The organism is Paracoccus luteus, from assembly GCF_004522155.1.
Taxonomy (GTDB): domain Bacteria; phylum Pseudomonadota; class Alphaproteobacteria; order Rhodobacterales; family Rhodobacteraceae; genus Paracoccus; species Paracoccus luteus.
On sequence record NZ_SDEA01000014.1, the window covers coordinates 58536 to 72779 of the forward strand.

At 60.4% G+C, this 14244-nt stretch carries 10 protein-coding genes; 4 read left to right on the forward strand and 6 right to left on the reverse strand.

Features of this window, described 5'->3' with window-relative positions; genetic code table 11:
• Positions 1-7 precede the first annotated feature (7 nt).
• From EPA64_RS14225 to EPA64_RS14245, 4 genes are all read left to right on the forward strand, one after another.
• A complete protein-coding gene (locus tag EPA64_RS14225; protein WP_134726967.1) occupies positions 8-1084 on the forward strand; it encodes a DUF2793 domain-containing protein in 1077 nt (358 codons plus the stop codon).
• Positions 1085-1103: 19 nt separating this feature from the next.
• On the forward strand, positions 1104-1391 hold the full coding sequence (locus tag EPA64_RS14230) for a DUF6127 family protein (RefSeq protein WP_134726968.1): 288 nt from the start codon (positions 1104-1106) through the stop codon (positions 1389-1391).
• 74 nt (positions 1392-1465) lie between these two features.
• Positions 1466-2140 (forward strand): YcbK family protein, encoded by a 675-nt coding sequence (locus tag EPA64_RS14235; protein WP_134726969.1) that lies wholly within the window; start codon positions 1466-1468, stop codon positions 2138-2140.
• A 162-nt stretch (positions 2141-2302) separates the two neighbouring features.
• Positions 2303-2566 carry a hypothetical protein gene (locus tag EPA64_RS14245; protein ID WP_134726971.1) on the forward strand — a complete coding sequence of 88 codons (264 nt, stop codon included), beginning with the start codon at positions 2303-2305 and terminating at the stop codon, positions 2564-2566.
• Between the two features lie 292 nt (positions 2567-2858).
• Here EPA64_RS14245 and EPA64_RS14255 read toward each other — a convergent pair whose 3' ends face one another.
• The 6 genes from EPA64_RS14255 to EPA64_RS14280 are packed head-to-tail and all read right to left on the reverse strand — an operon-like array spanning position 2859 to position 13782.
• Positions 2859-6413: a type I restriction endonuclease gene (locus EPA64_RS14255; protein ID WP_134726973.1), complete on the reverse strand. Its 3555-nt coding sequence runs from the start codon at positions 6411-6413 to the stop codon at positions 2859-2861.
• Positions 6400-8556, reverse strand: coding sequence for an NADAR family anti-phage protein (locus EPA64_RS14260; protein ID WP_134726974.1), 2157 nt, complete (start codon positions 8554-8556; stop codon positions 6400-6402). Before EPA64_RS14260 ends, EPA64_RS14255 begins: the two co-directional genes overlap by 14 nt.
• Entirely contained in the window at positions 8540-9598 is a 1059-nt protein-coding gene (locus EPA64_RS14265; protein ID WP_134726975.1) for a phosphoribosyltransferase-like anti-phage protein, read from the reverse strand. Before EPA64_RS14265 ends, EPA64_RS14260 begins: the two co-directional genes overlap by 17 nt.
• Positions 9599-9638: 40 nt before the next feature.
• Entirely contained in the window at positions 9639-11435 is a 1797-nt protein-coding gene (locus tag EPA64_RS14270) for a GmrSD restriction endonuclease domain-containing protein (RefSeq protein WP_134726976.1), read from the reverse strand.
• A gap of 2 nt (positions 11436-11437) precedes the next feature.
• Positions 11438-13570, reverse strand: coding sequence for a type I restriction-modification system subunit M (locus EPA64_RS14275; RefSeq protein ID WP_134726977.1), 2133 nt, complete (start codon positions 13568-13570; stop codon positions 11438-11440).
• Positions 13567-13782, reverse strand: coding sequence for a helix-turn-helix domain-containing protein (locus tag EPA64_RS14280; RefSeq protein ID WP_229341956.1), 216 nt, complete (start codon positions 13780-13782; stop codon positions 13567-13569). The genes EPA64_RS14275 and EPA64_RS14280 overlap by 4 nt, the downstream gene beginning before the upstream one ends.
• Between the last annotated feature and the right edge of the window lie 462 nt (positions 13783-14244).

The following is a 14244-nucleotide window of genomic DNA, read 5'->3' on the forward strand; positions in this document are numbered from 1 at the left end:
CCATCCCATGTCCGACGCCACGACCCATCTGCTGCTGCCCTACATCCTCGCGGCGCAGGCCCAGAAGCATGTCACCCACAATGAGGCGCTGCGGATCCTCGACGGGCTCGTCCAGCTCTCCGTCCTCGACAGGGACCTGACCGCGCCGCCCGGTTCACTCGCCGATGGCGACCGTTACATCGTCGGCTCGGGCGCGACGGGCGACTGGGCGGGCTGGGACCTGAACGTGGCGCTCTGGACCGACGGCGCCTGGCTGCGGCTGCCGCCGCGCACCGGCTGGCGCGCATGGGTCGAGGACGAGGGGCTGCTGCTGGTCTATGACGGCGCGACCTGGATCGGCACGACGCCCGCGGTGCTGCAGAACATAGCGCTGCTGGGTGTCGGCACGACGGCGGATGCGTCGAATCCGTTCTCGGCCAAGCTGAACGCCGCGCTCTGGACGGCGAAGACCGTGGCCGAGGGCGGCACCGGCGATCTCTTCTACACCATGAACAAGGAGGCTGCGGGCGACGACCTCGGCCTCACGCTGCAGACCGGCTTCGTGACCAAGGCGCTGGTCGGCCTCTTCGGAACCGACCGGTTCCGCCTCGCGGTCTCTGCCGACGGCAGCACCTTCTTTGACGGGCTCAGCGTCGACAACGCAACCGGCATCGTCGATCAGCCCCGGCTGCCGAGGTTCAAGGCGTACACGAACTACGACAACTACGTCGGGGTCGGGACCTGGACGAAGATCGGCCTCAACAACACCGACTACAACGATCAGGGCGCGTTCGACGCCGCGAACAACCACTTCGTGGCCCCGGTGGACGGCACCTACCTCTTCGGCGCGACGCTGCTCTACAAGATCAACGCCAGCGCTACGGCGAGGATGCGCGGGCGGCTCGTGCTGAACGGCACGACGGAAATCCGCGGCTCCCTCGGCGAAATCTCCGCCACCCATGTCTCGCTCGCCACCGCGATCTGGCTTCAGACCATGGTGCCGCTCACCGCGGGCGATACCGTGGAGCTGCAGGGATATTTCCGGGTCGCGGACGGCTACTTCGCCGCCGACCACACGTCCTTCTGGGGCTGCAAGGTCGGCTGAGCGGCGGAAGGAGGATCCGATGAACCCACCCCGATCCGAGGGCTTCGTGCGCATGCCCGATGCCGAGTTCGAGGCGATCCTGACCCGGGCGGCCGAGGAAGGCGCCAAGCGCGCGCTCGCCGATGTCGGGCTCGACGGCGACGAGGCCGCACTCGACATCCGCGATCTGCGCTCGCTTGTCGACTGCATCCGGCTGGTGCGCCGCACCGCGATGCAGACCGCCGTCCGCATGATCACCACCGGCGTCATTCTGGCGCTGCTCGCGGGCATCGCGATCAAGCTGAAGATCTTCGGCGGCGGCCCGTAGCCGCTCACCATTCCCCATTCATCAGCCCGCAATGACCCGCCCTCGAGGCGGGTTTTTCGTTTTGGAGGACCCACATGACCACGAGCTTCTACGACCATTGGCGGGAAGCGCCCGAGGGCACCTGGCGCTGGCCCAATTTCTCGCCCGCAGAAATCGCCTGCCGGGGCACCGGCAAGTTGCTGATCAACGAACCGGCGCTCGACAAGCTGCAGGCGCTGCGCGACCGGCTCGGCAAGCCGCTGATCGTCCGCTCCGCCTATCGCAGCCCCGAGCACAACCGCGCCGTGGGCGGCGCCACTCGGTCGAAGCACCTCGACGGCGCCGCCTTCGACATCGCCATGGCGAATCAAGACCCTGCGGCATTCGAGGCGGCGGCACGGGAGGTCGGGTTCCTCGGCTTCGGCTTCTATCCGCGCTCGGGATTCATCCATGTCGATCTCGGGCCCGCTCGCCAGTGGGGCGAGCGCTTCCCAATCCGGGCGACAGCCTTCGCGGCTGAAACGCCGCCTGCGCGCGAAGTGCTGGCCGACAGCCGCACCATGAAGGGCGGCGGGGCCGCCGGTGTGGCTACGCTGGGCGCCGCAGGCGTCGAGGTCGCCCAGAGCGTCCTGGCTGAGACCCAGTCCGCCATCCTGCCGCTGGTGCCGTACCTCGACACGCTCCGCTGGGTGTTCATCGCCGTGGCGCTCGGCGGGATCGCGATCACGATCTACGCGCGGCTGGACGATTGGAAGCGGGGCCGCCGATGATTGGTGCGCTCTTCGCTGGGTTCGCCACCAACCCGTGGGCCCGGACGGCTCTCCGCTACGGCGCCATCGCGCTCACAGTGCTCCTGTTCCTGTTCGCACTCCGGCGCTCCGGTGAACGCACGGGCCGCCTCGTCGAACGTCTCGAAACATTGGAGGAAACCAATGATGTTCAACGCCGGATGCTGGATGCGTCGGCTCGCCGTCCTCGCGACCGCGACGAGCTTGCTGACCGGCTGCGCAACGGTCGCTTCTGAACAGCGCCTCGCAACCGTCTGCCCTCCCGTCATCGAGTACAGCCGTGAGTTCCAGGCGCGCGCGGCCGACGAGCTCAATCTGCTGCCGGAGGCGTCGGCTATCGCCGAGATGATCGCCGATTACAGCGTCATGCGGGATCAGGCGCGTAGTTGTCGCAGCCGAAGCCCTTAAACACTGCAATGGAAAAAGCGCGAATAGAATCGTCCTATCCTGTTGATAATAATGAATAAATGAGCGTTCTAGGCTTCGTGTCTACTGCGCTGGAGGAGCCGGGCAATGCCCCCCAAGTATCCAAACATAACAGTCCAGCTGACTGGACAGGACAGCAATGCCTTTATGATCCTCGGCTTGTGCCGACGGGCCGCAAAAGAAGCGGGCCTCTCGCAGCAAGAGATCGATGCATTCTACCAAGAGGCTACAAGCGGGGATCATGACCATCTGATCCAAACCGCCATGCGCTGGTTCAGCTGCGAGTAGCAGCCGAACCGGCCTGCGCCGCCTTGTCGGCATAGGTCGCCGCGAAAATCGTCTCCGAAAGCCATTTCTTGAACGATGGATTGTCGCTGAACTGTTTGAACAGCTCGGTATGGTCAGATAGCAGTTCGATGACCGCGCGCTCCAGTGCCTTGTCATGCTCGATGCGGGCGTTCTGCTTGTCCGAATTCTGCATGGCATTCTGATAGGCTTTGTCGGCCGCGACCTTCGTGGGCAACTCCTCAGCTATCACCTTCCCGATCTTGTCGGCGTCCTTCCAGTCGATGTTGCCGAACATCTCGTTGAACGTCTTGAGGATGTTGCTGAGCAGGTCCAGTTCCGGCTCAGGCTTGCGACCGCCTCCGCCCAACGGCACGGGGCCGATTTCCGCGTCGGCATCGGGAAGCGCAATCGCCATCGTCGCCTGCGCCTCGACCCTGTAGCTGTCCATGTCGATGGCCTCCAGAATGCCCTTCGACAGGTCCTGCTCCTCCGGAGCAGGCAGTTTCGGCGTCAGGAAGTTCAGGAAAATCGAGAGCTTCTCCCACTCCGCGTTCGTATAGGGCAGGATGGCCGCGAGAAATCCGTAGGTGCGCGTGAATGCCTTCGCCTTGCCTTTAAAGTCGACCTGGCCATCTTCATCGAGATCGGCTTTGTAGACCGCGACGCACGCATCGAGGATCGGGTCGAGCTTGTCGCGGTCGGCGCCACCGAGATACAGCGCCACGAGTTCCTCCACCTGCTCCCAGGAATAGACCTGATAGCCATCGAGCCGCGCTTTCAGGTCGTGCAGCTTGTTCGGATCGGTCTCTTCGCTCAGGATCGTCGTGCGGTAGTAGTCCTCGAACGACGCCTTGATGCCATCCACATCGTTCATGAAATCCAGCACGAAGGTGTCGTGCTTCTGCGGATGTGCCCGGTTCAGGCGTGACAACGTCTGCACTGCCTTGATGCCCGACAGCGTTTTATCCACGTACATCGTGTGCAGCAGCGGCTCATCGTAACCAGTCTGGAACTTGTCGGCGACGATGAGGAACCGGTACGGATCCTTCTGTATCAACTCCTCGATCTTGTTGCTCAGAAAGCCATTGAGCGACGCCTCGGTCACCTTCTGGCCGCCGTACTCGTGCTCTCCGGAGAAGGCAACGATGGCCTGGTAGGGGCTCTTTCGCTCCTTCAGATACTCCCCGAAGGCGTGAAAATACTGGATGGCGCGGTGAATTCCGCTGGTAACCACCATGGCGCGCGCTGCTCCGCCGATTTTGCGATGGGCCATCACTTGATCGTGGAAATGGTCGACCATGATCTCTGCCTTCTTGCGGATGGCATGGTCATGGGATTCGACATAGCGGCGGAGCTTCTTTTGCGCCCGCTTGGCGTCGAACTGAGGGTCGTCCTCCACCGTCTTCATGAGCCGGTAGTAGCTCTCGACCGGCGTGTAGTGCTTGAGCACGTCGAGGATGAAGCCCTCTTCGATGGCCTGCTTCATCGAATAATTGTGGAATGGGACGTGCCTGACTTTCCCGCCTTCGGAGACCGCCGTGCCGAAAATCTCTAGCGTCTTGTTCTTGGGCGTGGCGGTGAAGGCGAAATAGCTCGCGTTCGGCAGCACCTTCCGCGCTTCCATCAGCCGGTTGATGGTGTCCTCGACGGTTTCGTCTTCCTCCTCGGCGCCATTCGCGGCAAGCGCGATGTTCATCTTGGCTGACGTCCGGCCGCCTTGGCTGGAATGCGCCTCGTCGATAATGATGGCGAAGGTCCGCCCGCGATGGCTGTCCCCGATTTCGTCCAGGATGAACGGGAACTTCTGCACCGTGGTGATGATGATCTTCTTGCCCTGCTGCAGGAACGTCCGAAGCTGCTGCGAACCTTCCGTGACCGCTCCGACGATGGACGATACCTGCGCGAACTGCTTGATCGTGTCGCGGATCTGTTTGTCGAGATTGCGCCTGTCGGTGACAACGATGACGGTGTCGAAGGTCGGCTTGCCACCGGTCTCCAATCCGATCAGCTGGTGGCCCAGCCAGGCAATCGAGTTGCTCTTTCCCGAACCTGCCGAGTGCTGGATCAGGTACCGCCGCCCGGCGCCGGAGGCCTCGGCGTCAGCCAGCAGCTTGCGCACCACGTCGAGTTGGTGAAAACGCGGGAAGATCTGCTTCGGCGGCTTCTTCTTTCCGCGCTCGTCCGTTTCCTCGACCACCTGCGCGTAGTTCTCCAGGATGTCGGTGAGGTTGCGCTTCGTAAGAACCTGCTTCCAAAGGTAATCGGTCTTCAGGCCATGCGGGTTCGGCGGGTTGCCCGCACCGTCATTCCAGCCCTTGTTGAAAGGCAGGAACCAGGACGCCTTGCCCTTCAGGTGGCTGCACATCCGCACCTCGTGGTCGTCCACGGCGAAGTGGACGACGCAGCGGCCGAACTGGAACAGCAGCTCCTTGGGATCGCGGTCGCGCTTGTACTGCTCGATCGCGTCCTCGACCGTCTGCTTGGTCAGGCTGTTCTTCAATTCGAAGGTGGCGACGGGCAGACCGTTGATGAACAGCGCAGCGTCGAGCGACAGCTTGGTCGCATCCTTGGAATAGTGCAGCTGCCGGGTGACGCTGAACACGTTGGCGGCGAACAGCTCTTCGGCTTTGGCGTTGCCGGGGGTTGGCGTCCCGAAGAACAGCTCGACCGATCCAGGGCCATGCTTCACGCCGTTGCGCAGCACGTCGATGACACCGCGCTTGGCGATCTCGCCTTGCACCCGGTGAAGGAACTGCAGCCGCTTCGGACCGTCTTCCCCGATGCCGAGGGCTTCGACGGCCTCTGGCTGTGTGGCGTTCAGGAAATCGAACAGCTTGGCCAGGTCGATGGCGTGGTCCCGGTCGAAATCCTTCGAGGCGCCAGCGACGTAACCCGCCTCGTCGATCAGCGAGCGGAAGATGAGGGTTTCGAGGCCCTTTTCGCTTGTGTCGGTGTGCTGGCGCATTTCGCGGCCTCCTTGAACCGAGGGGCCGGCATCGACCCGAATTAGGCCCGCTTCGCTCAGGAACGCCTCGAGCATTGGGTCTTTGGCCTCGAAACCAGCAACCAAGCGTCGCGCCGCGTCAGACGGCATTTCCAAACGAACTCGAGAGCTGTTGGCTTGGGTTACGGATGAAATCCCTATTTGGCCGAATGGAACACCTACATAAGCAGCTACCATCGACACCAGGCGCTGCCGCTCTTTCTGGTTCATCTCATCCGGATCGCGCGCCACGATCAGATCGACCAGCATTTTCTGCTCTGCCGTCATCGGCGGCGGATCACCGCGTGCAATGATGCACGGTGACTTCTTGTATCGTTGGAGGTAGCTCACGCCCCATTTTTCGTTGTCCGCCCGCTCGTGACAGTTTGCGCACAGGGCAATGAGGTTTTCGAGCGAATGGTCTTGCGACTTGCTCCATGGAACCACGTGCGCGTACTCGAGCGGCAGCGACGTGCAGCAGACAGCGCAATGATGACGAGCCTCGAAGAGCACATCGCGCTTTATTTCGATCGGGATTGCGGGCCTACTCGTCGGCATCGGCCCCCTCCATCACCTCGGCGGCGTCGCCTTCCAGCTCCTCCTCCAGCGCGTCGTCCTCATCTAAGATCGGCTCGTCCGCAGGCGCGGCGATCTCGATATGGCGCACGTCCAGCTTGCCGGTAACCACGTCGGCGATCAGGCGTTCGCGGTACTCACCAATGAGTCGAATTTCGGAAGCGATCTTTTCGATAGCCTGATTTAGTTCCGCCGATTCCTCATCGATCTTGTGGGCGATCGCCGCTTGTTCCTCTGGCGAAGCCACCGGAACGAAGATGGCACCAAGCGCGGGCTTTGTGATGTGCACCAAGCCAATGATGCCGTGCGCGTTATCCTCGACATGCTTTGTCACGGCCCGCAGAAGATAAAAGAAGTACTTCCGATGGAGATCATAACCTTCCAACTTGAAGATATGCTGGTTCAGGTATGCTGGGAAGTCACGCGTCCACTCGAACGAGCCAAAAGAGGTTCCGCGATTGCCAGACCATGCGAACACCAAATCGCCAGGCTCAATTAGCATTCTCTCCGGCAGGTCTTGGCGGTCAGTATAATTGAATTTTTCGCTGCCATTCAAATTCTCGATCCGGATGATCGGGACGCCACTATCCTTCCAATCAGCAGGTTTGAAAGCAATCCCATTCAAAAACTTCGTAAGATACTTCAGGCGTTTGACATCCCAGTGAGCCGGAACCTCGGGCATCCAGTCGATACCCGTGGGTTTTATCTGGATGTCGAGGTCCAGACCGCGCGTAACGGCTTGGTTGATGATGGCCAGCTTCTGTTCGTTTAAGAGCCTGATCAGCTGCCGCTTATTGCGGATCAATCGGCGGACGCGAAGGTCATAGGCCCGGATGAACTTCACGATCTTGCGCTGCTCGTCCTCCGGCGGTTGCGGGACATGGATGGCACCGAAACGATCCGAGTAGAGGCGCAGAAAGCCGGACATGCCGGTTCCAAGCCCTTTCGATTCCTGCCGGAATTTTGCGCGGTAGATGGTGGTCTTGAAGAGGTCGACGAAGTAGTCAGGCTCCATTGGCCGGAGTGGTTGGAAGACCGCATAGTCCGGGCTGACCAGACCGTCCTCGCGCGCAACCGCGAACATGCCGTTCGACGCCTGCATGCGGTTCAGCACCATCTGGCCGATGCGGACGCGCTTGTATCCCTTGAGCTCTTCCGGCGTGACTGGCTTGGTCGATACCTTCGCATGGGGGATCAGACCATGCGCCTGTCGCATTGACAGTAGGGTTTCCGTCCCGGTGTCGGTCCGGTCGTCGATCTCGCGAAACAGATACTTGCTTCGTAGCACGTCCCACCGACTTGGCAGATCGCCAAGCCAATCGCGCACTGCTGGGTGATAGTCTGAGCGATGCTTCTGTGAATCATCATCTCTGGCGAGAGTGGGGAGCGACGGGGCAGAGACAGGTTCGGCGTTTGAAATCATTGGCTGCTCAAATAAGGAGGGCTGGGGGTCGCTGGGCTGCGGTGGGGCGGTATCGGCCTGGGATGGCCGCCGAGGGGTCCAGCCGGGGATCTCGGCATTGGGAGCGGCCTGGACCGCTTCGATGGGCTGGCCGAACAGCAGGAACTCGGAAATCGCCAGCGGCTCGATGAACCGCAGGCTCTCCGCCTCGTCGCCCTTCAGCTGCTCGCGCAACTCCATCAGCAGCCGCCCGAGCACGTTCATGCCGACCAGCGTGCCATCCTCGGCAACCTTCGCGCCCCAGAAATCGTCTTTGCGGGATTGCTCGACGATAGGTCGGTCACCCGTCGACAACAGCAGCCTGCCAAACTCGCGCCAGTTCTGCGCCAGCTTCACGCGCAAGCTCCAGCGCATGATCTTGACCCGGACAAAGTCCCAATCGTGCCGGGAAACCCGCCGATACGGCTTGCTGCGCATCTTCGCTGTCATCGGACTATTTTCGCCGATGATGAGCTGCTGCACCTCGGGCATGTGCGGGAAGCGACATGCCTGGTACAGCGCTTCCGACGTCTTGATGCGCACCCCGTTCACGCGCAGGGGAAAGCCCGCCGCCATGTTCGACAGCCCCCCGAAGCGTTCCTTCGTCTTCAGGAAGACGACGCTTGTCTCTCGGTCATAGACCCGGGTTTGGCCGGTCGGGCGCGCGTCAGAAGTCGAAGTCATGTGCTACCACACCTTGTTCATAGGTGCGCCGAGGCAGAAGCGGGTACCAACGCCTAAACGGATGCCCCGGCGCTGCATTTGGATCTCCCCACCACAGCGCGAGAGGGGCGTTGTTTGGGCAGTTCCGGTAAGTTACCAAGGTAGACCCGAACCCAAGGCCATATCTCCCGTACCCAAGCGGCCGCACGCGCTGAGCAGGGTTTCTGGAAAAGCTAATGATCTTCAGTCCCGCTAAGAGGAACTCTCGTTCCAGCAATTGGCGACCGGCTTCAGATGAGAAAATGTTCGTATGAGGAGCGGGGATCGGCGCTCGAGGTTCAAACGGGAACCTTTGGGCTGCCGCATACTCTTGCACTATGTCATCGTCCGGAAGCTCAGTCGGCCACAGCACGTCGGCATCGTTGCGATATCGTTTCCTGTTCTCGAGGACTATCTGCTCCTGAATATCGAAGGTGATCTTCTTGCCTGATCTCGCAATCGCTTCCTTTAGGTTTCGTTCTGTCTCCCATTTTCCGAGGCAGTGCGAGATTAGAAGAACAATCGAGACATGCCCCTCGTTCGGCGCGGTATTGTCCAGCCAAGCCATAAGGTCATTTTGAACGCGGTCGCCTGAAAACAGGATGTCATCAAAGTATACGAACCTCCTATCTCCACCTTGGCAGTCTGCGAGGCGCAATCCAAAGCGCTCGCGCAACGCTCCTTCGAATATCTCGTTAATGTCGGCTTGGCTGCGGCCTCGTTGTTGGATGTTGAGAATTTCGGTTCCGCGCCAAAAGGCTATTGCAGCGTTGTCGTCTAAGTCCTTGCCTCCATCGCCGATTACTCGCGCATGGTCGGCCAGTTCTTTCTCGATTTCGCGCTTTGAAAAGTATGTTCTCTGGAGAACATAATCCATCTCTCGAAGCATAGGTAATCTCAGATCTGCATCGAATTGCGAGATCCATCTGCCGACGTGATCCGGCGTCGGCGCAGGCAGGTCGCCGTCACGATAGTCGACGGTTGTCGCTGCAATCGAAGCCAGAAGATCGTCCCGTTCAGCCATTCACCATTTCCCCATTCTAACAGCGTATTCAGCGAACAATTCAAAGTCCCTCGAAATAGGTCTTGATCTTCTGCGCCATCAGCTTGCGTCTCTGTTCCAGGAAGTCATCGAAGGATGGAATCTCTCCGTCCAGCATGCACTCCGGCAAGCAGCTCATCCGAAGATTGGCCCGCATCTCCTCAATCGTCGTGATGCCACCATACTTCTTGGCGCCGCCGTTGCACTGGTCCGCTAGCTCAGCGAAGTAAGTCTTCGGGTCGCGGTCACCGATGCCAATGTTGATCTCGCTCTGGGCCAGGACGAAGTTGGCGATCTGGTTGTAGCGGCCGCGCGTCAGCCCCTGGCCCTTGAGGTGGTTGCGCGGATAGACGTGATGCACGTCGCTCCGGTTCAACAGCAGGTCACGCACGGTGATGTCCCGCGACAGGAACCCGAGGTCGCCGAGCTTCACCTGGGCTGCCCGATAGACAAGGAAATAGGGGCTAGAGGCGGACGAGGTGTCCATCTCCTGCGGCAGCAGAGTGTTCCAGAAGCTTTCGGGCAGCTCCGCGTCGATCACCGCGTCGGTGTATGAGGCCAGGCCGCGGGACTCGATCTGACGGATATCGAAATCGAAGGCCGTTTCGGGACTGCCCGAATAACGCCCGCGCAGGAGCGACATGACGTACCAGCGCCGAACGAGACGCTCGATGTCGGCGGCCGGCATGCCTTCGGCGCGGCCACGAAGGTAGAGGATGTACGCAAAGTTGATGGCGTTCTGGCTGCGGATCAGGCCGGAGGTGACGAACCCGGCCGAGCGCAGGATCATCGTGAGCCTGTCAAAGTGGGTCTTATTGATGAAGTTGAGGACACCGGCCTTCAGCTTATCGAAGGCCTCCTCGGCGACCGCTTCCTCGTACTGCTTCGTCTCGAAGTTACGTCCCGACAGCAGGGCGACCAAATCCTGCAGCTTGCCCCTGCGGAACTCCGACGTGAACGCCACGCGCAGCATGTCGGTGTAGGACGGGTCGTAGAGGTCGTCGTTCACGTCCTTCAGCCAACGCATCTTCGGCAGGAACTCGGAAGCGGCGAATGCCTTGTCGCCCTTCTCGATGCGAGGCAGGAATTCGGGCGCGACGGCGAGATGGCAGAAATAGTCGATCGCCTTGCGCAGCATGTTGCCGCCATAGGTGTCGTTCGCCGCGATTTTCGACATGGCGAAATCCGCCTGGCTGAGCGATGCCCCGGCCGAATTCACCCGGATGAAGATCTCAGTGACCGTCTCGATGTCGAGGTCTTCGGCCAGCTCGATGATGCCGACCTGGTTGTTGATGATCTTGCGGACCTTCTCCAGCACTAATGAAATCTGGTCCTGATCAACGTCCGGATTGCGCGCTGTATATTCGCGCGTGAGCTTGGTCAGGCTAGCATCAGGCGCGAAGACCGTTGCCAGGTCAGGGATCCACGAGGCGTCCTTCTGGATGGCCGGGTTCGAAACCTCGAAGCGCTCCTCGACCGGGTGGAACGCGATCCGAATGCGTACGGTCTCGTAATCCTTGGTCAGCACCTCCTGACCGAGCAACGCGGCCATAAGCGCGGTGACGCGCTGTTGCCCGTCGATCAGGATGCGCTTACCCGAGGATGTGGAACCGTCTTTCAGCCTGACCGACGGGTTCCGCCAGGCGATCAGATAGCCGACCGGATAGCCCTGATAGAGCGAGTCCAGAAGGTTGCGGACCTTGGTCGCATCCCAAACGAAGGGGCGCTGGATTTCCGGTATCGCGATCTCGCCGGACTTCACCCAGGTAAGCAGGGTTTCGATCGGATGGGGGGTGACTGAGTACCGTTGGGTGGCCATGCTCAGCGGCCTCCCGTTAGCACGTCTTCAAGAAGGCCTTCGGTTTCCTGCTCAAGAGCCCGGATGTCGGCCTCGATCTCTTGGAGCGTCCGCAGCGGCTGCGGCTTGTAGAAGTGCCGCGTGAAGGAGATTTCATAGCCGATTACCGTCTTGGAGGGATCGATCCAGGCGTCGGCCGCATGAGGCAGAACCTCGCGACGGAAGAACGCCTCGATACCGCCGTTTTCCAAAAACGGCACCTGTTCGGTGTCCCTCAACTCCGTGTCCGGCTCGAACTCGATGATCGCTGGTTTGCCACCGACGGTAAGATGATAGTTGCCGTAGAGCGCATCAGATTCAGCATCGGCGCCCGGCTTGATCTTGGACACCTTCTTGATCACAGGTTCCGCCCCGGGATCTTTGATGCACAGCCCTGCCATCAGGAGCTTCTGGCGCTTGGCTGTCATACGGACGCCGCGCTTGCCCGCCACAGCTTCGGCTTCTTCAAGGAAGCGGTTGAAATCGAGATGGGGGCCTTCGCCAAGCCGCTCAGCCACCGCTTCCACAACGCCAATGAGGGGCTCTTCAGCAGCCTCCGCGCACGTCTTCGCGAAGCGACGCTGCGCGCTCGCGGACAGTTCGACCTTCAAGCGCAAGGGCCGCTCGACCGTCACCTTCCAGTAACCGAACGCCGCGTTGGGGAAGATCTTCGACTGCTCGCTTTCCTCGCTGTTGAGGAAGCTGTCGCAGATGCGCTTGATGTCATCTGGCCCGAGAACGCAGTTCTTCTTGCCGAGGTTTTTCCGCAGAGGTTTGAACCACGCCGTCGCATCAATCAGCTGGACCTTGCCCTTGCGGGACTCTGCCTTGCGATTGCTGAGCACCCAAATGTAAGTCGCGATACCAGTGTTATAGAAGATGTTCAGCGGCAGCGCGATGATGGCCTCAAGCCAATCATTCTCGATGACCCAGCGCCGCACATTGCTCTCACCCGATCCCGCATCGCCCGTGAACAGAGATGAGCCATTGTGGACCTCGGCGATCCGGCTGCCGACCTTGGTGGCCTTCTTCATCTTGCTCAGCATGTTGGCTAGAAACACCATCTGGCCATCGCTAGAGCGCGTGATCAGGCTGTACTCGGCATCGCCATCGTGCTCGATCACAAAGCGGGGGTCGGTGATGTCCTTCTTGCCGCCGAGCCGGTCGAGATCGGATTTCCAGCTCTTGCCGTAAGGAGGGTTCGAAAGCATGAAATCGAACTCACTCGATGGGAATGCATCGCTGGAGAGCGTCGAGCCATACTTCATGTTCTCGGCTTCGGCCCCTTCACCTTTTAGGATGAGGTCCGCCTTGCTGATGGCGAATGTCTCGGGATTGACCTCCTGCCCGTAGAGGTGGACCGACACCTCTTTCCCGTGGTCGGTCGCCAACTTGATCAGCGTCTCTTCCGCGACCGTCAGCATGCCTCCTGTGCCGCAGGCACCATCGTAGACGAGATATGTGCCTGACTGAATTTCATCCGCGATCGGCATGAAGATCAGGTACGCCATGAGCTCGACCACGTCGCGAGGCGTGAAGTGCTCTCCGGCCTCCTCGTTGTTCTCTTCGTTAAACCGCCTGATAAGCTCCTCGAAGATTGTTCCCATTGAGTGGTTGTCGAGCCCGGGCAGACGCACACCTCCGTCTTGGTGCAACACGGGCTTAGGGCTGAGATTAACTGATGGGTCGAGGAACTTTTCGATCAGGAACCCGAGCGCGTCCGCTTCGACAAGCGTTGGGATCTGATTGCGGAACTTGAACTTGTCGAGCACTTCCTGAACGTTCGGGGAGAAGCCGTCGAGGTAGGCCTCGAAGTCCGACTTCAGCTGCTGGCGGCGCGCGCGAGACGTGAGGTCGCGAAGCCGGAACTGCGATGTGTTGTAGAAGGCTTCGCCCGACGCCTGGCAAAGAGCCGCGTGCTGGTTGGCGACTCCTGCCTTATCCAGCTGCGCCTTCATAGCCAAGACCGCGTCCTTGGTCGGTTCAAGCACGGCGTCGAGCCGACGAATGACGGTCATCGGCAGGATGACGTCCCGGTATTTGCCGCGAACATAGACATCGCGCAGAACATCATCAGCGATGTTCCAGATAAAATTGCTGATGTTCAGATCGCTCACTCGGGCCCCCTCAAACTTTCTTTTTTCGCAGCTTTTTTCTGCAGATCGATCCAGCCATCGAGGTCAGACCTCTTGAAGCGCCATGCGCCGGCCACTTTGAAACCCGGCAGATCGCCGCGCTTGGCGAGCCGATAAACCGTCTTTTCGTCGACGTTCAGGTAGCCAGCCACATCTCGCACGGTCATGGCTTGGTCAGCCGCATCCGCCATCATATCGCCCTCTTTTTCTTGACCATATCAGGGCAAGCTGGGGCAAGCCAGTCCAATGCTGGCCGCGGCTGATCGCGGGCCATACTTCTAGCGCGCCCATCAGAGGTGTGAAGAACTGCTTTGTCGGACGGCAGGGTCCGAGCGGGGGCCGCGTGGTCTCCCTCGACCGACACTTCAACGAGGTGCTGGGAAGATTCCCTCGCGCTGGCGGGATGACTTAATGGCGGCAGAGAAGCATGCCGCCGCGGAGCACTCAATCGAGCCATCTGGTGGCCGTGCGCCAGCTGGCAACCGTTGATGGTACGGGCGGGCGGAGCGTCTCTTCAGGCTAAAGACCGAGTGTCTGACGGTCGTTGATGCGCAAATTTTTGCGGCGATCCTGTGCCGAAGCCATCGACACGGGAGAGAGTTCGGTATTTGTTACATTCCCTCCGCCACTTGCCCCTGCGAAAGCGTTCTCCCGAT